At 70.7% G+C, this 24,947-nt stretch carries 1 protein-coding gene; it reads left to right on the top strand.

The genetic code is table 11. The features are described 5' to 3' along the window. Positions 1-84: 84 nt before the first annotated feature. Positions 85-24,888 carry a type I polyketide synthase gene (locus tag AC07AG_RS27945; RefSeq protein ID WP_478758707.1) on the top strand — a complete coding sequence of 8,268 codons (24,804 nt, stop codon included), beginning with the start codon at positions 85-87 and terminating at the stop codon, positions 24,886-24,888. The last annotated feature ends 59 nt before the right edge of the window (positions 24,889-24,947 follow it).

Genomic DNA, 24,947 nt, shown 5'->3' with positions numbered 1-24,947 from the left:
TACGGACTCTGACCAACCTGACCAGCCGGTACGGACTCTCATCAACACGGGGTACGGGCTCTCACCCAGAGGGGTATCAAGCACATGTCGAACGACGACAAGGTCCTCGACTATCTGAAGCGCCTGACCGCGGACCTGCGGCAGACCAAGCAACGTCTCCGCGAGGTCGAGGAGAAGGACAGCGAGCCGATCGCGATCGTCGGTATGAGCTGCCGCTTCCCCGGCGGGGTCGAGTCGCCCGAGGACCTGTGGCGTCTTGTCGAGTCCGGTGCGGACGCGGTGGCCGGGTTCCCCGCCGACCGCGGCTGGGACCTGGAGTCGCTGTACGACGAGGACCCCGACCACACGGGCACCACCTACGCCCGCGAAGGCGGATTCCTGTACGGCGCGACGGAGTTCGACCCCGGCTTCTTCGGGATCTCGCCGCGTGAGGCCGCGGCGATGGACCCGCAGCAGCGACTGCTCCTCGAAACCTCCTGGGAGGCGTTCGAGCGGGCGGGCATCGACCCGAACTCCCTGCGCGGCAGCCGTTCCGGTGTCTTCGTGGGCACCAACGGCCAGGACTACGCGGCGCTGCTGATGGCCGCGCAGGAGGAAGTCGAGGGCTACGCGGGCACGGGCATCTCGGCGAGCGTCATCTCCGGCCGCCTGTCGTACACGTTCGGTCTTGAGGGCCCGGCGCTGACGGTCGACACGGCGTGCTCGTCGTCGCTGGTGGCCCTGCACCTCGCGGTGCAGGCCTTACACAAGGGCGAGTGCGAGCTGGCACTGGTCGGCGGTGTGACCGTGATGTCGACGCCGGGCTCCTTCATCGAGTTCAGCCGCCAGCGCGGCCTCGCCCCGGACGGCCGCGTCAAGGCGTTCGCCGACGCCGCCGACGGCACGGGCTGGGGCGAGGGCGTCGGCATGCTGCTCGTCGAGCGCCTGTCGGATGCCCGGCGCAACGGCCACCGGGTGCTCGCGGTGGTCCGCGGCTCTGCGGTGAACCAGGACGGCGCGTCGAACGGCCTGACTGCCCCGAACGGCCCCTCGCAGCAGCGCGTCATCCGCCAGGCACTGGCAAGCGCGGGCCTGACTCCGGCCGACGTGGACGCCATGGAGGCGCACGGCACCGGCACGAAGCTGGGCGACCCGATCGAGGCCCAGGCGCTCCTCGCGACGTACGGCCAGGACCGCCCCGCCGACCGGCCGCTGTGGCTGGGCTCGGTGAAGTCCAACATCGGTCACACGCAGGCCGCCGCGGGCGTCGCGGGCGTGATCAAGATGGTCATGTCGATGCGGCACGGCGTGCTGCCGAAGACGCTGCACGTGGACGAGCCGTCGTCGCAGGTGGATTGGTCCGCGGGCGCGGTGGAGCTCCTGACGGAGACCCGGTCGTGGCCTGAGACGGGTCAGCCGTGGCGGGCGGGTGTGTCGTCGTTCGGCGTGAGTGGCACGAACGCGCACACCATCATCGAGCAGGCACCGGAGGCTGAGCAGTCCCCCGAAGCCGACCAGTCCTCGGGAACCGAGGAGTCGACACCCGCTGGGGCGTCCGCTCCGGTCGAACTGGCGCCGTGGGTCCTTTCGGCGCGCAGTGCCGATGCGCTGCGGGAGCAGGCCGCACGGCTGCTCTCGGGTGTGCTCGGTCTGGACCCCGTGGACGTCGGCTTCTCCCTCGCGACGACGCGGGCGTCGCTGGAGCAGCGTGCGGTCGTCATCGCGGACGACGCGGAGACCCGGCTTACGGCTCTGACCGCGCTGGCCGAGGGCAGGCAGGTGGCGGGAGTGGTGACGGGTTCCGTTGCGGGAGGCCTGCTGGGTTTTCTGTTTTCGGGGCAGGGGGCGCAGCGGCTCGGTATGGGGCGTGAGTTGTCCGGGCGTTTCCCGGTGTTCGCCGATGCCCTGGGTGCTGTGCTTGCGGAGTTCGGGCCTGAGGTCCGTGAGGTGTTGTTCGGTGAGGATGCCGATGCGCTGAATGAGACGGGCGTGACGCAGCCTGCTCTGTTCGCGGTTGAGGTGGCGTTGTTCCGGCTGCTTGAGTCGTGGGGTGTGCGGCCGGATGTGCTGGCGGGGCATTCGATCGGTGAGTTGGCTGCCGCCCATGTGGCGGGTGTGTGGTCGCTGTCTGATGCCGCCACTGTGGTGTCGGCCCGTGCCGGGCTGATGCAGGCGCTGCCGACGGGCGGCGCGATGGTCGCGGTCCAGGCCTCCGAGGCCGAGGTCGCGTCCGGCCTGCCGGAGACCGTCGGTGTTGCCGCGGTCAACGGCCCTAACTCGGTGGTCATTTCTGGTGTCGCCGCTGACGTGGAGGCGGTGGCTGAGCGTTGGCGTGAGGCGGGCCGGAAGGTGTCTCGCCTGAAGGTCAGCCACGCCTTCCATTCGCCGCTGATGGATCCGATGCTCGACGACTTCCGCCGGGTGCTTGAGGGAGTGTCGTACGAGGCTCCCGCGATCCCCGTCGTGTCGACGCTGACGGGCCGACTGGCCACCGCCGGAGAGCTCGCCTCGCCGGAGTACTGGGTGCGGCATGTACGTGAGTCGGTGCGGTTCGCCGACGCCGTCGGCGCTCTGGTTGCCGAGGGTGTGGGTACGTTCGTCGAGGTCGGCCCGGGTGGCACGCTGTCGGCGCTTGGGCAGGAGACCGCGCCGGACGCCGGGTTCGTGCCGGTACTGCGGAACGACCGTCCGGAGCCGACGGCACTGATCTCCGCGATCGCGGAAGCGCACGTACGCGGCGTTCGCGTGGACTGGGCCGCCTACTTCGAGGGCAGCGGGGCTCAGCGCGTCGATCTGCCGACGTACGCGTTCCAGCGCGAGCGCTTCTGGTTGGACGCGCTGCCCGGGGTCGGCGATGTCACGGCGGCCGGACTGGGTTCGGCGGACCATCCGTTGTTGGGTGCTGCTGTCACGGTGGGTGGCACGGATGGTGTGCTGCTGACTGGACGGTTGTCGGTTCAGTCGCATGCGTGGCTGGCTGATTATGTGGTGCAGGGTTCGGTGTTGTTGCCGGGTGCTGCGTTTGTTGAGTTGGCGGTGCGTGCGGGGGACCAGGTCGGGTGTGACCTGGTCGAGGAGCTGACGCTGGAGGCGCCGCTTGTTCTGCCCGAGCAGGGTTCGGTGCGGGTTCAGGTGTGGGTCGGTGCGGCGGACGAGTCGGGTCGGCGTGAGCTGAGTTTCCACTCCAGTGTGGGTGACGCTGATGACGGTCGTGCGTGGACCCGTCATGCCACTGGTGTGTTGTGTGAGGGTGGCCGCCCTGGTGGGGTTTCGCTGGTGGAGTGGCCGCCGGCTGGTGCGGGGGCCGTGGACCTGGAGGGGTTCTACGGCGGGTTGGCGGAGCTGGGCTTGGGTTATGGCCCGGTGTTCCAGGGGCTGCGGTCGGCCTGGCGCAAGGGGGAGGAGCTGTTCGCCGAGGTTGCGCTGCCGGAGGGTGTGAAGGCTGAGGGGTTTGGTCTGCACCCGGCGTTGTTGGATGCGGCGTTGCACACGGTTGGTCTGACTGATGGTGATGCCGATGGCTTGCCGTTCTCGTGGTCGGGTGTGCGGCTGCATGCCTCGGGCGCGACGGCGCTGCGGGTGAGGCTGTCGCCTGCGGGGTCCGACGGAGTGTCGTTGGTCGTGGCGGATGGGGCGGGGGCCCCGGTCGCGAGCGTGGACTCGTTGGTGCTGCGTCCGGTGGCGCTTGAAGAGTTCACCGGTGACGGTCATGACGATGCGCTGTTCGGTGTCGACTGGGTGTCGGTGCCCGTGGTCGGGGACGATGTTCCGGCGGTCGAGTGGACCGACTTGGAGGCGCTTGCGGGGGCGGCGGAGCTGCCAGATTTCGTTGTTCTGTCGTGCCCGGTCACTTCGGGGTCCGACCCGGTGTCTGGTGCGCATGAGGTGGCGCACTGGGCGCTGAATGCGGTCCAGTCCTGGCTGGCGGACGGGCGGTTCGACGCGTCGCGCCTGGTCATCGCGACCAACGGCGCGATCGCCGCCGCAGCCGATGACGACGTACGAGATGTGGCTCAGGCGGCGGTGTGGGGTCTGGTGCGCTCCGCTCAGTCGGAGAACCCGGACCGGATCGTCCTGGTCGACCTGGACGACGAGGCGTCCTCGCTCGATGTGCTGCCGTCCGCGCTGGCCACCGGTGAGCCGCAGCTGACTGTCCGGTCCGGCGACGTTCGCGTGCCTCGCCTGGCCAGGGTGCGGCAGGCCGCAGCGGACGACCCCGGCTTTGGTTCCGGTGCGGTGCTGATCACTGGCGCGACGGGCACGCTGGGTGGTCTTGTGGCCCGGCATCTGGTCGCCGAGCGGGGTGTGCGCAACCTGCTGCTGGTGAGCAGGCGCGGTTCCGCTGCCGAGGGTGCCGAGGAACTGCGTGGTGAACTCACCGTGCAGGGCGCCGAGGTGGCGTTCGCGGCGTGTGACGTCTCGGATCGGGATGCGGTGGCAGCGCTGCTCGCCGAGCACGAGATATCCGCGGTGGTGCACACGGCGGGTGTGCTGGATGACGGCACGATCGGCTCGCTGACGGCCGAGCGGATCGACGGCGTCTTCCGGCCGAAGGTCGACGCGGCCTGGCACCTTCATGAGCTGACCCGGGACTTGGACCTGTCGGCGTTCGTGCTGTTCTCGTCCGCTGCTGGTGTGTTCGGTGGTGCGGGGCAGGGCAACTATGCGGCGGCCAACGCGTTCCTGGACGCGCTCGCCCAGCACCGTCGGGTGGCCGGACTGTCCGCCACGTCGCTGGCGTGGGGCCTGTGGGCTGATGCGGATGGCATGGCCGGCAGCCTCGATGAGACTGATGTGCGGCGGATAACCAGTGGCGGCGCGATACCGATCGGCGCGGCCGAGGGGCTTGCGCTGTTTGACGCGGCGGGTTCCACGGGGCGTGCCGCGCTCGTGCCGATTCCCCTCGACCTGGCTGTGTTGCGGCGGCAGGCGCGTTCCCAGCCTGTGCCGCACCTCATGCGCGGACTGGTGCGGGGCAGCGCGCGCAGGGCGGTTGAGTCCGGCCTTGTTGTTGCCGGGTCGGCGCTGGGGCAGTCGCTGGCGGTGCTGCCCGCGGCGGAGCGGGAGAAGGTGCTGCTGGACCTCGTGCTCGGGCACGTGGCGATGGTGCTCGGCCACAGCTCGGCGCAGGCCATCGCGCCTGAGCGGGCGTTCAAGGAGCTCGGCTTTGATTCGCTCAGCTCTGTCGAGCTGCGGAATCGGTTGAATGCGGCGACCGAGTTGGCGTTGCCGGCCACGCTGGTCTTCGATTACCCGACTCCTGCCGCGCTCGCGGCGCATCTGGGCGCCGAGTTGTTGGGTGGTGTGGTCGATGTGGTGACCAACGAGCCCGTTGCGATGGTGGCGGATGAGCCGATCGTGATCGTCGGCATGAGCTGCCGTTTCCCCGGCGGGGTCGAGTCACCGGAGGACCTGTGGCGCTTGGTGGCCGGGGGAGGGGACGCGGTGTCGCCGTTCCCGACGGACCGCGGCTGGGACATCGACTCGCTCTACGACCCCGACCCCGATCAGTCGGGCACCACGTACAGCCGCATGGGCGCCTTCCTGGACGGCATGGCCGACTTCGACCCGGCGTTCTTCGGGATCTCGCCGCGTGAGGCCGCGGCGATGGACCCGCAGCAGCGGCTGCTTCTCGAAACCTCCTGGGAGGCGTTCGAGCGGGCGGGCATCGACCCGAACTCGCTGCGTGGCGGTCGTTCCGGTGTCTTCGTCGGAACGAACGGACAGGACTACGCCGCGCTGCTGATGGCCGCGCAGAAGGAAGTCGAGGGTTACGCGGGCACCGGCATCTCGGCGAGCGTCATCTCCGGCCGCCTGTCGTACACGTACGGCTTCGAGGGCCCTGCGGTGACGGTGGACACGGCGTGCTCGTCATCGTTGGTGGCGCTGCACCTGGCGGTCAACGCGCTGCACAAGGGCGAGTGCGAACTGGCGCTGGTCGGTGGCGTGTCGGTGATGTCGACGCCAGGCTCCTTCATCGAGTTCAGCCGTCAGCGCGGCCTCGCCGCGGACGGCCGCGTCAAGGCGTTCGCCGACGCCGCCGACGGCACTGGCTGGGGTGAAGGTGTCGGCATGCTGCTCGTCGAGCGCCTGTCGGATGCGCAGCGCAACGGCCACCAGGTGCTCGCGGTGGTCCGCGGCTCTGCGGTCAATCAGGACGGTGCGTCCAATGGCCTGACTGCCCCGAACGGCCCGTCGCAGCAGCGGGTCATCCGCCAGGCGCTGGCGAGTGCGGGTCTGGAGTCGGCCGACGTGGACGCCATGGAGGCGCACGGCACCGGCACCACGCTCGGTGACCCGATCGAGGCCCAGGCGCTCCTTGCGACGTATGGCCAGGACCGCACTGCCGACCGGCCGCTGTGGCTCGGTTCGGTGAAGTCCAACATCGGTCACACGCAGGCGGCTGCCGGTGTGGCGGGCGTGATCAAGATGGTCATGGCGATGCAGCACGGGATGCTGCCGCAGACGTTGCACGTGGACGAGCCGACCTCACAGGTCGACTGGTCGGCCGGTGACGTCGAGCTTCTCACCGAGGCCCGCCCCTGGCCTGAGACCGACCGGCCGCGCCGGTTCGGTGTGTCGTCGTTCGGCTTCAGCGGCACGAACGCGCATACCATCATCGAGATGGCCCCGGCGGTCGATGAGTCGACTCCCGCTGTGGCTTCTGTGCCGGTCGGCCTGGTGCCGTGGGTGCTGTCGGCTCGGAGTACCGAGGCGCTGCGCGAGCAGGCGGAACGGCTGGTCTCGGGCACGATTGACCTGAACCCTGTGGACGTCGGCTTCTCCCTCGCGACGACGCGGGCGTCGCTGGAGCAGCGTGCGGTCGTCATCGCGGACGACGCGGAGACCCGGCTTACGGCTCTGACCGCGCTGGCCGAGGGCAGGCAGACGGCGGGAGTGGTGACGGGTTCCGCTGTCACCGGCCTGCTGGGATTCTTGTTCTCGGGTCAGGGTTCGCAGCGGCTGGGGATGGGTCGTGAACTGGCGGCTCGTTTCCCGGTGTTCGCCGAGGCGCTCGACGCCGTACTGGGTGAATTCGACCCGGCGGTTCGTGAGGTGTTGTTCGGTGAGGATGCCGATGCGCTGAATGAGACCGGGGTGACGCAGCCTGCGTTGTTCGCGGTTGAGGTGGCGCTGTTCAGGCTGCTGCAGTCGTGGGGTGTGCGGCCCGACGTCCTGGCGGGGCATTCGATCGGCGAGCTGGCCGCGGCCCACGTGGCGGGTGTCTGGTCGCTGTCCGACGCGGTCAAGGTGGTGTCGGCGCGTGGTGCGCTGATGCAGGCGCTGCCCTCCGGTGGCGCGATGGTGGCGATCCAGGCGTCCGAGGCCGAGGTCGCAGCGGATTTGCCGGAGACGGTGGGTATCGCTGCCGTCAACGGCCCCGCCTCGGTGGTCATTTCCGGCGTCGCCGCTGACGTGGAAGCGGTTGCGGAGCGGTGGCGGTCCGAGGACCGGAAGGTGACGCGGCTCCGTGTCAGCCATGCGTTCCACTCGCCGTTGATGGACCCGATGCTGGATGAGTTCCGCCGGGTGCTGGAGGGCGTGTCGTACGAGGCGCCCGCGATCCCGATCGTGTCGACGCTGACGGGCCGGTTGGCGACTGCTGAGGAGCTGACCTCGGCGGAGTACTGGGTGCGGCACGTGCGTGGATCCGTGCGGTTCCATGACGCGGTTGTGGCGCTGCGTGAGCAGGGTGCCGAGGTGTTCGTCGAGATCGGTCCGGGTGGGACGTTGTCCGCTCTGGGTCTTGGGTGTGCGCCCGATGCGGTGTTCCTGCCCGCGTTGCGTGTGGACAGGGCCGAGGAGACCGCGCTGGTGACCACGGTCGCCGCGCTGCACACGCGGGGTGTGACGGTTGACTGGGCCGCGTACTTCGCGGGCAGCGGCGCCCGGCGTGTGGATCTGCCGACGTACGCCTTCCAGCACCAGCGCTACTGGCTGGATGTATCGCCCGAGGATCGCAGCCAGGGGCTGTCGCCGGCGGAGACGCGGTTCTGGGAGGTCGTCGAAGACGGTGACCTCGCTGACGTCGCTCGTACGTTGGATGTGTCGTCGGATGCTCCGCTGAGTGCGGTGCTGCCGAGGCTTTCCGCCTGGCGCAAGGAGCAGTTGGGGCGCTCCACGGTGGAGGGCTGGCGGTATCGGGTCGAGTGGCGGTCGGTGGCCGCCGGTGGTCGGGAGTTGGGCGGTGCCTGGCTGGTTGTCGCTCCGACTGGTGAGGAGTGCGCCGGGTGGGTCGGCGACGCGCTGACCCGGAATGGCGCGGACGATGTGTACGTCCTGCACGTGGATGCGGAAGCGGTGGACTGGGAACGGCAGTTGGCCGGTCTGTCGGATCTGAACGGCGTGGTGTCGCTGCTGGGGTTCGCTGATGCGGGCGATTCGGCTGTGCCTGCGGGTGTCGCGGCCACGGTGGGTCTGTTGCAGGCGCTCGGTGACGTGGACGTGTCCGCCCCGTTGTGGTGCCTGACGTCGGGCGCGGTCTCGGTGGGCGAGGGCGAGAGCGTTGCCGGGTTCGAGCAGTCGATGCTGTGGGGCCTGGGCCGGGTGGCCGCGCTGGAGCAGCCCGGCCGCTGGGGCGGATTGATCGACCTGCCCGAGGCGCAGGACGACAAGGCCGGTGATCTGCTGGCTTCGGTGCTCGCCGGGACCAGTGGCGAGGACCAGGTCGCGCTGCGCAGTGACGAGGTTCTGGGGCGCAGGCTGGTGCCCGCACCGCTGGACAAGGCCTCCGGGGCTGGCTGGTCGCCGCGCGGGACGGTCCTGGTCACAGGTGGTACTGGTGCGCTCGGCGCGCACGTCGCCAGGTGGCTGGTGGCGAAGGGCGCCGAGCACCTGCTGTTGACCAACAGGCGTGGACTGGACGCCGACGGCGCGCAGGAGCTGTGCGCGGAGCTGACCGAGTTGGGCGCCCGTGTCACGATCGCGGCCTGCGACGTCGCTGACCGAAACGCCCTGGCGGATGTGCTGGCGTCGGTTCCTGCCGAGTTCCCGCTCACTGCGGTCGTGCATGCGGCTGGTATCGAGCATTCGGGTGTTCTCGCCGACCTTGATCCGGCTGATCTGGGTGAGTTCGCTGATGTGATGTCGGCGAAGGTGGACGGTGCGCGCAACCTCCACGAGCTGCTGGGTGACCGGCAGTTGGACGCGTTCGTGCTGTTCTCGTCCATCGCCGGTGTGTGGGGAAGTGGTGGCCAGGCTGCGTATGCGGCTGCCAACGCCTATCTGGACTCCCTCGCTGATCACCGTAGGGCAGCGGGTTTGCCTGCGACGGCGGTTGCGTGGGGTCCTTGGGGTGGTGGCGGCATGGTCGCCGGTGCCGGTGGCGATGCGGCGGCGCAGTTGCGGCGCAGGGGTCTGCCGACGATGTCTCCCGCGGTGGCGATCGCCGGTCTGGCCACGGCTCTGGAGCGCGGTGACGGGAACGTCGTCGTCGCCGACGTGGACTGGGAGCGGTTCGCGGGCACGTTCATGGCGCAGCGGCCCAGCCCGCTGCTGGGTGAACTGCCCGAGGTGCGTGCGGCGTTCGAGACGACCTCGGCGGCCGATGGTATGTCGGAGCTGGCGCAGCGTCTGTCGGGTCTGGACGAGGCTGAGCAGGAGCGGCAGCTCACGGAGTTGGTGCGGTATGAGGCTGCCGCGGTGCTCGGTCATGTGTCGGGCGATGCGTTCTCTGCGTCTCGCGCGTTCAGGGAGCTGGGTTTTGACTCGCTGACGGCGGTGGAGCTGCGCGCCCGGCTGAGTGAGGCCACGGGTGTCGCGCTGCCCGCGACGTTGGTCTACGACTACCCGAACGCGGCGGTCCTTGCCGCGTACCTGCGCACTGAACTGTCCGGCGCGGACGTTGTCGTCCCCTCCGCTCCCACCGCAGTCTCAGGTGTGATCGACGAGCCGGTCGCGATCGTGGCGATGGCTTGCCGGTACCCCGGTGGCGTGTCTAGCCCCGAGGACCTGTGGCAGGTGTTGCTGTCCGGTGGGGACGCGGTGTCGGACTTCCCGACGGATCGTGGTTGGGACTTGGAAGCGCTGTACGACCCCGACCCGGATGGGGTGGGAACCTCGTATTCGCGTTCCGGTGCCTTCCTGTCAGATGTAGGCGGGTTCGACGCGGACTTCTTCGGGATCTCGCCGCGCGAGGCCCTGGCGATGGACCCGCAGCAGCGACTGCTCCTTGAGACCTCGTGGGAGGCGTTCGAGCGGGCCGGGGTCGACCCGGCGTCGCTGCGCGGTGAGCGCGTCGGCGTGTTCGTGGGCTCGAACGTGCAGGACTACGGGCTGGTGCTGGGCGCGGCCGCTGAGGATGTCGGCGGCTATGTGGCGACCGGCAATGCGGCCAGCGTGGCCTCGGGCCGGCTGTCCTACACTTTCGGCTTCGAGGGCCCGGCCGTCACGGTGGACACGGCGTGCTCGTCGTCGCTGGTGGCCCTGCACCTGGCGGTGCAGGCACTGCGGTCCGGCGAGTGCGAACTGGCCCTTGCGGGTGGCGTCACCGTGATGTCGACGCCGGGTGCGTTCGTCGAGTTCAGCCGCCAGCGTGGCCTTGCTGAGGACGGTCGGTGCAAGGCGTTCGCCGCCGGTGCCGACGGCACCGGCTGGGGCGAGGGCGTCGGCATGCTGTTCGTCGAGCGGCTCTCGGACGCGCAGCGCAACGGCCACCAGGTCCTTGCGGTCGTGCGGGGCTCTGCGGTGAACCAGGACGGTGCGTCGAACGGCCTGACCGCCCCGAACGGCCCCTCGCAGCAGCGCGTGATCCGCCAGGCACTGGCAAGCGCGGGCCTGGCCCCCGCCGACGTGGATGTGGTCGAGGCGCACGGCACCGGTACCAAGCTGGGTGACCCCATCGAGGCCCAGGCCCTTCTCGCCACCTACGGCCAGGACCGCAGCGGTGAGCCGCTGTTGCTGGGTTCGGTGAAGTCCAACATCGGTCACACGCAGGCGGCTGCCGGTGTGGCGGGTGTGATCAAGATGGTTATGTCGATGCAGCACGGAGTACTTCCGCAGACGCTGCACGTGGACGAGCCGTCGCCCCACGTTGACTGGTCCGCGGGCGCCGTGGAACTGCTGGCGGAGGCACGCCCCTGGCCGGAGACCGGTCAGCCGTTGCGCGCAGGTGTGTCGTCGTTCGGGTTCAGCGGCACCAACGCGCACACCATCATCGAGCAGGCCCCCGCCGTCGAGCAGGAGGAGCAGGCGGAGGCACCGGAGCCGGTGCGCGACGCCGGCGTAGTGCCGTGGGTGCTTTCGGCGGGCGACGAGGGTGCGTTGCGCGGTCAGGCCGAGCGGCTGATGGCCGTGGTGGACGACCACGCGCTCGCTGATGTCGGCTTCTCGCTCACCACGACGCGGTCGGCGTTGGACCACCGGGCGGTGCTCGTGGCCGCTGACCGGTCCGAGTTCCTGGCCGGTCTGGCGGCCGTGGCCGAGGGCCGGGCGACCGGTGCCGTGGTCACGGGTGTCGCTGATGAGCCTGGCCGGGTGGGTTTCCTGTTCTCGGGTCAGGGTTCGCAGCGGCTGGGGATGGGTCGTGAACTGGCGGACCGTTTCCCGGTGTTCGCCGAGTCACTGGACGTCGTACTGGGTGAATTCGACCCGGCGGTTCGTGAGGTGTTGTTCGGCGAGGATGCCGATGCGCTGAATGAGACGGGGGCGACGCAGCCCGCTCTGTTCGCGGTCGAGGTGGCGTTGTTCCGCCTCCTTGAGTCGTGGGGTGTGCGGCCGGATGTGCTGGCCGGGCATTCGATCGGTGAGCTGGCTGCCGCCCATGTGGCCGGTGTCTGGTCGCTGGCCGATGCCGTGAAGGTGGTGTCCGCGCGTGGCGCGCTGATGCAGGCACTGCCCGAGGGCGGTGCGATGGTGGCGATCCAGGCGTCCGAGGCCGAAGTTGGGTCCGATCTGCCGGAGACCGTGGGTATCGCTGCGGTCAACGGGCCGACGTCGGTGGTCATTTCCGGTGTCGACACCGACGTGGAAGCAGTGGCTGAGCGGTGGCGTGAGGCGGGTCGGAAGGTGTCTCGCCTGAAGGTGAGCCACGCGTTCCACTCGCCGTTGATGGACCCGATGCTCGATGACTTCCGCCGAGTGCTTGAAGAGGTGTCGTTCGAGGCGCCGTCGATTCCCATCGTGTCGACGCTGACTGGTGTCCGCGTTTCCGCCGAGGAGTTGGCCTCGCCGGAGTACTGGGTGCGGCATGTGCGTGAGTCGGTGCGGTTCGCCGATGCCGTCGGCGCTCTGGTCGCTGAGGGTGTGGGTTCGTTCGTCGAGGTCGGCCCGGGTGGCACGCTGTCGGCGCTTGGCCGTGAGTCCGCGCCGGAGGCGACCTTCCTACCGGTGCTGCGTGGCGACCGCCCGGAGGCGGTTGCCGCCACGACCGCCGCAGGACAGCTGCACGTGCGCGGTGTGCAGGTGGCTTGGGAAGCGTTCTTCGCCGGTCGCGGCGCACGCCGAATTGATCTGCCGACGTACGCGTTCCAGCGCGAGCACTTCTGGCCCGATGTACTGCCCGCGATCGGCAATGTCGCAGCGGCCGGCCTCGGTGCGGCCGAGCACCCGTTGCTTGGCGCGACCGTCACTCTCGGCGGCACGGATGGTGTGCTGCTGACTGGACGGTTGTCGCTTCAGTCGCATCCGTGGCTGGCTGATTATGTGGTGCAGGGTTCGGTGTTGTTGCCGGGTGCTGCGTTTGTCGAGTTGGCGGTACGTGCCGGTGACCAGGTCGGGTGCGACCTGGTCGAGGAGTTGACCCTGGAGGCGCCGCTTGTTCTGCCCGAGCAAGGCTCGGTGCGGGTTCAGGTGTGGGTCGGCGCCGAGGACTCGTCGGGCCGACGTGAGCTGAGTTTCCACTCCAGCGTGGGTGACAGTGACGACGACGGCCGTGCGTGGACTCGGCACGCCACTGGTGTGCTCGGGGCAGGCAGCCGTTCCGGTGGGGTTTCGCTGGTGGAGTGGCCGCCGGCTGGTGCGGGGGCCGTGGACCTGGAGGGGTTCTACGGCGGGTTGGCGGAGCTGGGCTTGGGTTATGGCCCGGTGTTCCAGGGGCTGCGGTCGGCCTGGCGCAAGGGGGAGGAGCTGTTCGCCGAGGTTGCGCTGCCTGAGGGTGTGAAGGCTGAGGGGTTTGGTCTGCACCCGGCGTTGCTTGACTCGGCGTTGCACACGGTTGGCCTGACTGACGGCGATGCCGATGGCTTGCCGTTCTCGTGGTCGGGTGTGCAGCTGCATGCCTCGGGCGCGACGGCATTGCGCGTGCGGCTGTCGCCCACCGGCGCGGACGGAGTGGCGCTGACGGTCGCGGACGGCTCCGGCGCACCGGTGGCCACGATCGACTCGCTTGTACTGCGTCCGGTGTCGCTGGATCAGCTCAGCGGCGACGGTCAGGACGATGCGCTGTTCGGTGTCGACTGGGTGTCGGTGCCCCTGGCCGGGGACGATGTCCCGACGGTCGAGTGGACCGACCTGGAGGCACTGGCTGGGGCGGCGGAGCTGCCCGACTTCATCGTTCTGCCGTGCCCGGTCACTTCCGGGTCCGACCCGGTGGCCGGTGCGCATGAGGCGGCGCACTGGGCACTGAGCACAGTCCAATCCTGGTTGGCGGACGGGCGGTTCGACGGGTCGCGTCTGGTCGTCGTGACTCGTGGCGCGATTGCCGCCACGGCTGATGACGACGTACGAGATGTGGCTCAGGCGGCGGTGTGGGGTCTGGTGCGCTCCGCTCAGTCGGAGAACCCGGACCGGATCGTGCTGGTCGACCTCGATGACGAGGCGTCCTCGCTCGATGTGCTGCCGTCCGCGCTGGCCACCGGTGAGCCGCAGCTGGCGCTGCGGTCCGGCGAGGTCCGCGTGCCTCGCCTGGCCAGGGTGCGGCAGGTCGCAGCGGATGACCCCGGCTTTGGTTCCGGTGCGGTGCTGGTCACTGGCGCGACGGGCACGCTGGGTGGTCTTGTGGCCCGGCACCTGGTCGCCGAGCGAGGGGTGCGCAATCTCCTCCTGGTGAGCAGGCGTGGCGCTGCCGCCGAGGGCGCCGAGGAACTGCGCGATGAACTCACCGCGCAGGGAGCCGAAGTGACGTACGCGGCATGCGACGTCGCCGACCGCGAAGCCCTCAAGGAACTGCTCGCCGACCACGACGACATCTCCGCCGTGATCCACACCGCAGGCGTGCTGGACGACGGCACGATCGGCTCACTGACCGCCGAGCGGATCGACGGCGTCTTCCGGCCGAAGGTCGACGCGGCCTGGCACCTGCACGAGCTGACCCGCGACCTCGACCTGTCCGCCTTCGTGCTGTTCTCCTCGGTGGCGGGCATCCTCGGTGGACCTGGCCAGGGCAACTACGCCGCCGCCAACACCTTCCTGGACGCGCTCGCCCAGCACCGTCACGCATCCGGCCTTGCCGCGACCTCGCTCGCGTGGGGCCTGTGGGCCTCGGCCGACGGCATGGCAGGCAGCCTCGACGAGGCCGACGTACAGCGGATGACCCGCAGTGGTGTGATCCCGATCGGGGCAACCGAGGGCCTGGCACTGTTTGACGCGGCGGGTTCCACGGGGCGTGCCGCCCTGGTGCCAATTCCGCTTGACCTGCCGGTGTTGCGTCGGCAGGCGCGTTCTCAGCCTGTGCCGCACCTCATGCGTGGCCTGGTGCGGGGCAGCGCGCGCAGGACCGTCGAGTCCGGCCTCGTTGTCGCCGGGTCGGCGTTGGCGCAGTCGCTGGCGGTGCTGCCCGTCGCGGAGCGGGAGAAGGTGCTGCTGGACCTCGTGCTCGGCCATGTGGCCGTGGTGCTCGGCCACAGCTCGGCGCACGCCGTCGTACCCGACCGTGCGTTCAAGGAGCTCGGCTTTGATTCGCTCAGCTCTGTCGAGCTGCGGAATCGGTTGAATGCGGCGACCGAGTTGGCGTTGCCGGCCACGCTGGTCTTCGATTACCCGACTCCTGCCGCGCTCGCGGCGCATCTGGGCGCCGAGTTGTTGGGTGGTGTGGTCGATGTGGTGACCAACGAGCCCGTTGCGATGGTGGCCGATGAGCCGATCGTGATCGTCGGCATGAGCTGCCGTTTCCCCGGCGGGGTCGAGTCGCCGGAGGACCTGTGGCATCTTGTCGAGTCGGGTTCCGACGCGGTGGCCGGATTCCCCGTCGACCGCGGCTGGGACATCGACTCGCTCTACGACCCCGACCCCGATCAGTCGGGCACCACGTACAGCCGCATGGGCGCCTTCCTGAACGATGTCGCGGACTTCGACCCAGCCTTCTTCGGCATCTCGCCGCGTGAAGCGCTGGCGATGGACCCGCAGCAGCGACTGCTCCTTGAGACGTCCTGGGAGGCCTTCGAGCGGGCCGGTATCGACCCGAACTCGCTCCGCGGAAGCCGCTCCGGCGTCTTCGTGGGCACCAACGGCCAGGACTACGGAACCCTGCTGATGGCCTCGCGGGAGAGCGTGGAGGGCTACGCGGGCACCGGCAATGCGGCAAGCGTCATCTCCGGCCGACTGTCCTACACGTTCGGTCTCGAAGGCCCGGCCGTCACCGTGGACACGGCGTGCTCGTCGTCCCTGGTCGCCCTGCACTGGGCGAGCCAGGCACTGCACAAGGGCGAGTGCGAACTGGCGCTGGTCGGTGGTGTGACGGTGATGTCGACGCCGGGTGCGTTCATCGAGTTCAGCCGTCAGCGCGGGCTGTCCGTGGACGGACGCTGCAAGGCGTTCGCCGATGCCGCCGATGGCACTGGCTGGGGTGAGGGTGTCGGCATGCTGCTCGTGGAGCGGCTTTCGGATGCCCAGCGCAACGGCCATCAGATTCTCGCGGTCGTGCGGGGATCGGCCGTCAATCAGGACGGTGCGTCGAACGGCCTGACCGCCCCGAACGGCCCGTCCCAGCAGCGCGTCATCCGCCAGGCACTCGCCAGCGCGGGTCTGGAGTCGGCCGACGTGGACGCCATGGAGGCGCACGGCACCGGCACCACCCTCGGTGACCCGATCGAGGCCCAGGCGCTCCTCGCGACGTACGGCCAGGACCGCACCGCCGACCGGCCGCTGTGGCTGGGTTCGGTGAAGTCGAACATCGGTCACACGCAGGCCGCCGCTGGCGTCGCGGGTGTGATCAAGATGGTCATGGCGATGCAGCACGGAGTACTTCCGCGCACCCTCCACGTGGACGAGCCGTCGTCACACGTGGACTGGTCCGCAGGCGCTGTCGAGCTGCTGACGGAGGCGCGTCCGTGGCCTGAGACGGGTCAGCCGTGGCGGGCGGGTGTGTCGTCGTTCGGTGTGAGTGGCACGAACGCGCATGTCATCGTCGAGCAGGCTCCGGTGGTCGAGCAGGAGGAGCAGGCGGAGTCGCCGGAGCCGGTGGGTGACGCGGGCTTGGTGCCGTGGTTGCTGTCGGCCAAGAGCCCCGAGGCGCTGCGGGAGCAGGCCGCACGGCTCAAGTCCTTCGCGGACGATGCGTCGGATCTGGCCGTGGCGGATGTGGGCCGTGCGCTGGTGTCCTCGCGTGCGGTGCTTGAGCACCGTGCCGTGGTGATTGGCGCCGATCGGGCGGAGTTCCTGGCTGCTTTGGCGGCCATGACCGAGGGCCAGCCGACCGGTGCCGTGGTCACGGGCGTGGCAGGCGAGCCCGGCCGGGTGGGTTTCTTGTTCTCGGGTCAGGGTTCGCAGCGACTCGGCATGGGCCGTGAACTGGCGGCCCGTTTCCCGGTGTTCGCCGATGCCCTGTACGCCGCGCTGTCGGAGTTCGACCCGCAGGTACGCGAAGTCCTCTTCGGTGAGGACGTCGACGCCCTGAACGAGACAGGCGTGACGCAGCCCGCACTGTTCGCGGTCGAAGTCGCCCTCTTCCGCCTCCTTGAGTCCTGGGGTGTCCGGCCCGACGTACTGGCGGGCCACTCGATCGGTGAGTTGGCCGCCGCGCATGTCTCCGGCATGTGGTCGCTCGCCGACGCCGCCGCGGTGGTGTCGGCGCGTGGTGCGCTGATGCAGGCTCTGCCTTCCGGTGGCGCGATGGTGGCGATCCAGGCGTCCGAGGCCGAGGTCACATCGAATCTGTCGGAGACCGTTGGTATCGCTGCCGTCAACGGCCCCAACTCCGTGGTCATTTCCGGTGCCGCCGCTGATGTCGACGCGGTTGCGGAGGAGTGGCGCGAGGCGGGCCGGAAGGTGACCGGCCTTCGCGTGAGTCACGCGTTCCACTCGCCGCTGATGGACCCGATGCTTGACGACTTCCGTCGAGTGCTTGAAGAGGTGTCGTACGAGGCACCGGCCATCCCCATCGTGTCGACGCTGACCGGCGCCCGCGCCTCCGCCGAGGAGTTGGCCTCGCCCGAATACTGGGTGCGGCATGTGCGCGAGTCGGTGCGATTCGCCGACGCCGTCGGCACGCTCGTGGACGAGGGCGTGGGTACGTTCGTCGAGGTCGGCCCGGGTGGCACGCTGTCGGCGCTGGGACGTGAGTCCGCGCCGGAGGCAATCTTCGTGCCGGTGCTGCGTGGCGAACGACCGGAGGCTGCGGCCGCCACGACCGCCGCGGCCCAGCTGCATGTGCGTGGCGTCCGAGTGGACTGGGATGTGTTCTTCGCCGGTCGCGGTGCGCGGCGGGTGGACCTGCCGACGTACGCCTTCCAGCGCGAGCGCTACTGGCCCGATGTGCTGCCCGCGATGGGCGACGTCTCGGCGGTCGGGCTCGGCGCGGCCGAGCACCCGTTGCTTGGCGCGACCGTCACCCTCGGCGGCACGGACGGCGTGCTGCTGACCGGCCGGTTGTCGCTCCAGACCCACCCGTGGCTGGCCGACTCCCTCGTCCAGGGTTCGGTGCTGCTGCCCGGTGCTGCGTTTGTCGAGCTGGCGGTGCGTGCGGGGGACCAGGTCGGGTGTGACCTGGTCGAGGAGCTGACGCTGGAGGCGCCGCTTGTTCTGCCGGAGCGCGGATCGGTGCGGATTCAGGTGTGGGTCGGGGCCGAGGACTCGTCGGGCCGGCGTGAGCTGAGTTTCCACTCCAGTGTGGGTGACACCGACGACGGTCGGGCGTGGACCCGGCACGCCACCGGCGTACTGCGCGAGGGTGGCCGCTCCGGTGGGGTTTCACTCGTCGAGTGGCCGCCTGCGGGCGCAGAGGCTGTCGACCTGGACGGCTACTACGACCGCATGGTCGCGGGCGGCTTCGGCTACGGGCCGGTGTTCCAGGGGCTGCGGTCGGCCTGGCGCAAGGGCGACGAGGTGTTCGCCGAGGTCGGGCTCCCGGAGGGTGTGGGAGTGGACGGCTTCGGTCTGCACCCCGCGTTGCTCGACGCGGCGCTGCATGCGATCGGCCTGGCAGGTGACAGCAACGGTGACTCCGGCGGCCTGCCGTTCTCGTGGTCGGGTGTGCGGCTGCACGCCTCGGGCGCGACGGCGCTGCGGGTGCGGCTGTCGCCCACCGGCGCGGACGGAGTGGCGCTGACGGTCGCTGACGGCTCCGGTGCACCGGTGGCCACGATCGACTCGCTCGTACTGCGACCCATGGCGGCGAAGCCGTCGCGGCAGAACGGGGAGTCGCTGTTCGGCGTCGACTGGGTGTCGGCTCCTTCGTCCGACGGTGACGTACCGACGATCGAGACGATGGAGTGGACCGACCTGCAGATGCTGGCGGAGGCAGTGGAGCTGCCCGACTACATCGTTCTGTCGTGCCCGGTGTCGTGCCCGGTCACCTCCACGTCCGACCCTGCGACTGGTGCGCGTGAGGCGGCGCACTGGGCACTGAACACAGTCCAATCCTGGCTGGCGGACGGGCGGTTCGACCCGTCGCGTCTGGTCATTGCGACCAACGGCGCGATCGCCGCCACGGCAGATGACGACGTACGAGATGTCGCTCAGGCGGCGGTGTGGGGCTTGGTGCGCTCCGCTCAGTCGGAGAACCCGGACCGGATCGTGCTGGTCGACCTCGATGACGAGGCGTCCTCGCTCGATGTGCTGCCCGCCGCGCTGGCCACCGGTGAGCCGCAGCTGACTGTCCGGTCCGGCGACGTTCGCGTGCCCCGCCTGGCGAGGGTGCGGCAGGCCGCAGCGGAAGACCCCGGCTTTGGCTCCGGTGCGGTGCTGATCACTGGCGCGACCGGCATGCTGGGTGGCCATGTCGCCCGGCATCTGGTCGCCGAGCGGGGCGTGCGCAACCTGCTCCTGGTGAGCAGGCGCGGCGCCGCTGCCGAGGGTGCCGAGGAACTGCGTGGTGAACTCACCGCGCAGGGCGCCGAAGTGACGTACGCGGCCTGCGATGTGGCCGACCGCGAAGCCCTCGCGGCGCTGCTCGCCGAGCACGAGATATCCGCGGTGATCCACACCGCAGGTGTGCCGGACACCGCCACGATCGGATCGATGACCCCGAAGCAGGTCGACGCCGTGTTCCGGCCGAAGGTCGACGGGGCCTGGCATCTGCACGAGCTGACCCGCGACCTGGACCTGTCCGCCTTCGTGCTGTTCTCCTCGGCGGCGGGCGCACTCGGCGACCCCGCCCAGGGCAACTACGCGGCGGCCGGCACCTTCCTGGACGCGCTCGCCCAGCACCGCCGCGCCGCCGGCCTGCCCGCCACATCGTTGGCATGGGGCCTCTGGGCGGATGCGGACGGCACGGCAGACAGCCCCGACGAGCCCGACGCACGGCGGATCACCGGCGGCGGCGCGACACCGATCGGCGTGGCCGAGGGCCTGGCGCTGTTCGACGCGGCGGGTTCCACGGACCGTGCCGCGATCGTGCCGATCCCCCTCGACCTGACCGTGCTGCAGCGGCAGGCGCGTTCCCACCCCGTGCCGCACCTCCTGCGCGGCCTGGTGCGGGGCACCGCACGCAGGACCGCCGATTCCGGGGCCGCCGCGTCCGCGTTGGCGCAGTCCCTCGCCGGGCTGACCGAGGCCGAGCGGGAGAAGGCACTGCTGGACCTCGTGCTCGGCCATGTGGCCGTGGTGCTCGGCCACAGCTCGGCGCACGCCGTCGTACCCGACCGCGCGTTCAAGGAGCTCGGGTTCGACTCGCTGACCGCCGTCGAATTCCGCGACCGGCTCAACGCGGCCACCGAACTGCGCCTGCCCGCCACGCTGGTCTTCGACTACCCGACCCCTGCAGCGCTCGTCGCGCACCTCGTCGCCGAACTGGCGGGCGCGCCCGTCGCTGCGGCACGTACCCGCACGACCGTCGCTGTCGCCGGGGCCGACGAGCCGATCGCGATCGTCGGCATGAGCTGCCGCTATCCGGGCGGGGTCAACTCGCCCGAGGACCTGTGGCGACTCGTCCTCGACGGCGCCGACGCCATCAGCGAGTTCCCCGGAAACCGCGGCTGGGACCTGGACGCGATCTACCACCCGGACCCCGACCACGCGGGCACCACGTACACCCGGCAGGGCGGCTTCCTGCACGACGCCGATCTGTTCGACCCGACGTTCTTCGGGATATCGCCGCGCGAAGCCCTTGCCATGGACCCGCAGCACCGGCTGCTGCTCGAGACCTCCTGGGAGGCGTTCGAGCGGTCCGGCATCGACCCGAACTCGGTACGGGGACGCGACATCGGCGTCTACGCAGGCACCAGCATCCAGGACTACGCGAACCTGCTGGCGGCGGGCGAGGAGAGCGTCGAGGGATACGTCGGTACGGGCAACGCGGCGAGCGTCACGTCCGGTCGGCTCTCCTACACCTTCGGCCTTGAGGGACCCGCGGTCACGGTCGACACGGCGTGCTCCTCGTCCCTCGTGGCCCTGCACCTGGCCGTGCAGGCGGTGCGGTCGGGCGAGTGCTCGATGGCGCTTGCCGGTGGCGTAGCGGTGATGACGACGCCGGGCGCGTTCATGGACTTCAGCCGACAGCGCGGGCTGTCCGTGGACGGCCGGTGCAGGCCGTTCTCGTCGGACGCCGAAGGCACCGGCTGGGGCGAGGGCGTCGGCATGCTCGTACTGGAGCGTCTTTCCGACGCCCGGCGCAACGGGCACCGCGTGCTCGCCGTCGTGCGGGGCACCGCGGTCAACCAGGACGGCGCGTCCAACGGCCTGACCGCCCCGAACGGTCCCTCGCAGCAGCGCGTCATCCGCCAGGCGCTCGCCAGCGCGGGTCTGGAGTCGGCCGACGTGGACGCCATGGAGGCGCACGGCACCGGCACGAAGCTGGGCGACCCGATCGAGGCGCAGGCGCTCCTTGCCACCTACGGCCAGGACCGGCCCGCCGAACAGCCGCTGTGGCTCGGGTCGCTGAAGTCCAACATCGGCCACACCCAGGGCGCGGCCGGAGTCGGCGGCGTCATCAAGATGGTCATGGCGATGCAGCACGGCGTGCTGCCGAAGACGCTGCACGTCGCCGAGCCGACTCCGCAGGTCGACTGGTCGGCAGGTGACATCGAGCTCCTCACCGAGGCCCGCCCCTGGCCGGAGACCGACCGGCCGCGCCGGTTCGGCGTGTCGTCGTTCGGGTTCAGCGGAACCAACGCGCACGCCATCATCGAGCAGGCGCCGGTCACCCAGGTCGCCGTACCGAAGGCCGCTCCGGACCCGTCCGTGCTGCCGCTGCTGGTATCGGCTCGGGGCGACGACGCGCTGCGGGCACAGGCCGGACGGCTGCGCGCCCACCTCGTGGCGCAGCCGGAGCTGAACCTGCTCGACGTCGCCACCACGCTCGCTCGGACACGAGCCGCCCTCGACCACCGGGCGGTCGTCGTCGGGCAGGACCGCGACGGGCTGCTCGCGGCCCTGGACGCGCTCGCCGAGGGGCGGACCGCGAACGGTCTCGTCTCCGGCGTCGCGGCGGGGCACCGGCCGGCGTTCCTCTTCTCCGGCCAGGGCGCACAGCGGCTCGGCATGGGACGCGAACTGTACGACCGCTTCCCGGTGTTCGCCGACGCGCTCGACGAGGTCTGCGCCCACATCGACGCCCACGTCGACGCCCGCACCGATGGCCGGTCCGGCTCCGCCGTACCGCTGCGGGACCTGCTGTTCGGCGATGACGCCGAAGCGCTCAACCAGACCGCGGTGACGCAGCCCGCGCTGTTCGCGGTCGAGGTCGCGCTGTTCCGCCTCGTGGAGTCCTGGGGCATCCGTCCCGAGGTGCTCGCCGGGCACTCCATCGGCGAGCTGGCAGCGGCCCACGTGGCCGGTGTCTGGTCGCTGGCCGACGCCGCCGCGGTGGTGTCGAGCCGGGGCCGCCTCATGCAGGCGCTGCCCGAGGGCGGCGCGATGTTCGCGATCCAGGCCACCGAGGCCGAGATCCTGCCGGACCTGACCGACACCGTGGGCATCGCAGCGGTGAACGGCCCGACCTCGGTGGTGCTCTCGGGCGTCGCCGCCGACGCCGAGGCCATCGCCGAGCGCTGGCGTGGGACCGGGCGGAAGGTGACGCGGCTCCGCGTCAGCCACGCGTTCCACTCACCGCTCATGGAGCCGATGCTCGACGACTTCCGCAGGGTCCTCGAAGAGGTGTCGTACGAGACTCCGGCCATCCCGATCGTGTCCACGCTGACCGGCGCGCGGGCGACCGTCGAAGAACTGACGTCGCCGGAGTACTGGGTGCGGCACGTGCGCGAAGCGGTGCGGTTCGCCGACGCCGTCGGCACGTTGCGGGACCAGGGCGTGGACGCGTTCCTGGAGATCGGCCCCGGCGGGGTGCTCACCGCCCTCGGCCAGGAGACCGCGCCCGACGCCGCGTTCGTGCCCGCGCTGCGCGGCGACCGGTCCGAGACGCTCGAACTGGCGACGGCCGTGGGCAGGCTGCACGTGCTCGGTGTCGCCGTCGACTGGACCGCTCTGACCGCCGGCGGCGCGCACATCGACCTGCCCACCTACGCCTTCCAGCGGCAGAGGTACTGGCCGACCCTGGCCGAGGCCCCGTCGGGCGACGTCTCCGGGGCCGTCGACGCGCGCTTCTGGGCGGCTGTCGCCGAAGGCGACCTCGGCGAGCTCGCGGACGAGCTGGCCGTGTCCCTCGACGACCCGATCAGTGCGGTGCTGCCCCGGCTCTCGTCGTGGCGGCAGGAACAGGCCGAGAACTCCGCGGTCGACGGCCTGCGCTACCGCGTGACCTGGCAGCCGGTGAGCGAGCCCACCGCGGCGCTCACGGGCACCTGGCTCGTGGTCAGCCGGGACGGCGCCGGTGAGGAAGCAGTCACCACCGCGCTGAGCAGGCACGGCGCGCAGGTCGTTCCCGTCCGGACCGGCGACGCGGTGGACCGCGAATCCCTTGCGGCCCGGATGGCGACCGAGGCGCGGACGGCGACCGGCGAGCCCGTCGCGGGCATGCTCTCGCTGCTCGCGCTCGACCCCGAACTGCCGTCCGGCGGCCTGCACGCGACCCTCGCCCTCGTCCAGGCCCTCAGCGACACCGGCATCGCCGCCCCGCTGTGGTGCGCGACGCGGGGCGGTGTCGCCATCGGCGGCTCCGACACACCCGCGGCACCCGACCAGGCGATGGTGTGGGGCTTCGGCCGGGTCGTCGCACTGGAACACCCCGAACGCTGGGGCGGCCTCGTCGACCTGCCCGGCACGCTGGACGAGCGCAGCGGCGCACGCCTCGCGGGCGTCCTGTCAGGAACGCAGGGCGAGGACCAGGTCGCGCTCCGCGCCAGCGGGGTGTACGGCCGACGGCTCCAGCCGGTGACCTCGGCCCGCCTCGGCGACTGGGACCCCACCGGCACGGTCCTCGTCACCGGCGGCACCGGCTCGCTCGGCGGGCACGTCGCCAGGTGGCTGGTGGCGAAGGGCGCCGAACATCTGCTCCTGACCAGCAGGCGCGGCCTGGAGGCCGACGGCGCGAAGGAACTGCACGCGGAACTGACCGCGCTTGGCGCCCGTGTCACGATCGCGGCCTGCGACGTCGCCGACCGGGACGCGCTCGCGGACCTGCTGGCATCCGTTCCCGCCGAGTTCCCGCTCACCGCGGTCGTCCACGCGGCGGGCACCCTGGACGACGGCGTACTGTCCTCGCTCACCCCGGAGCGGCTCGACGCCGTGCTGCGGCCGAAGGCCGGCGCCGCGGCCAACCTGGACGAGCTGACCCGCGACATGGACCTGTCGGCGTTCGTGATGTTCTCCTCGGTGTCGGGCACGTTCGGTGCGGCGGCCCAGGGCAACTACGCGCCCGCCAACGCCTTCCTCGACGCACTCGCGGAACAGCGGGTGGCCGCGGGCCTGCCCGCCACCGCGGTCGCATGGGGGCCCTGGGGCGGCGGCGGAATGGCCGACGGGCAGCTCGGCGAACAGCTGCGCCGCCGCGGCCTGGCCCCGCTGGAGCCCGAGCAGGCCGTCGCCGCACTGGACCGTGCCGTCCGGCAGGGCGATCCGACGGCCCTTGTGGCGGACGTCGACTGGGGTGTGTTCGCCCCGGCCTTCACGTCGGTGCGGCCCAGCCCGCTGCTCCAGGAACTGCCCGGCGTGCACCGCGCCCAGGGCGCCGCCGAGACGACAGCGCCGGTCGACATGGTGGCCAAGCTCACCGCGCTGTCCGGGGCGGAGCGCGAACGCGCCGTCCTCGACCTCGTGCGGGAGGCGGCGGCCGCCGTCCTCGGACACGAGGGAACCAAGCTGGTGGAACCCGGCCGGGCCTTCCAGGAGTTGGGCTTCGACTCGCTCACCGCGGTCGAGTTCCGCAACCTCCTCAACGCCACCACCGGCCTCAGCCTGCCCGCGACGCTCGTCTTCGACTTCCCCACGCCGTCCGCGCTCGCCGCGCACGTGCTCGACGGGTTGCCCGGAGGCGGGACGCCGACCATCGACACCGAACTGGACCGTCTGGAGTCCACGTTGTCCCTCCTCACACCGGACGACGAGCAGAGCGCGGCCGTCGGAGACCGCCTCCGCGCCCTGCTGTCCAAGTGGGACGCAACGCACAACCGCACAGAACCCGCCGAGTCCGGAACGGACGCGCGTACCGCGTCGGCGGATGAGCTGCTCGCGCTGCTCGACGATCAACTTGGCAAGTCCTGAGCACGAGCCGCTCCCGCTGCTCGACGAACAACTCGGTCGGTCCTGAGCCGATGAACTCA

It is taken from the genome of Streptomyces sp. NPDC044044 (genome assembly GCF_056434405.1).
This window is presented reverse-complemented; position numbering and strand designations above follow the sequence as displayed.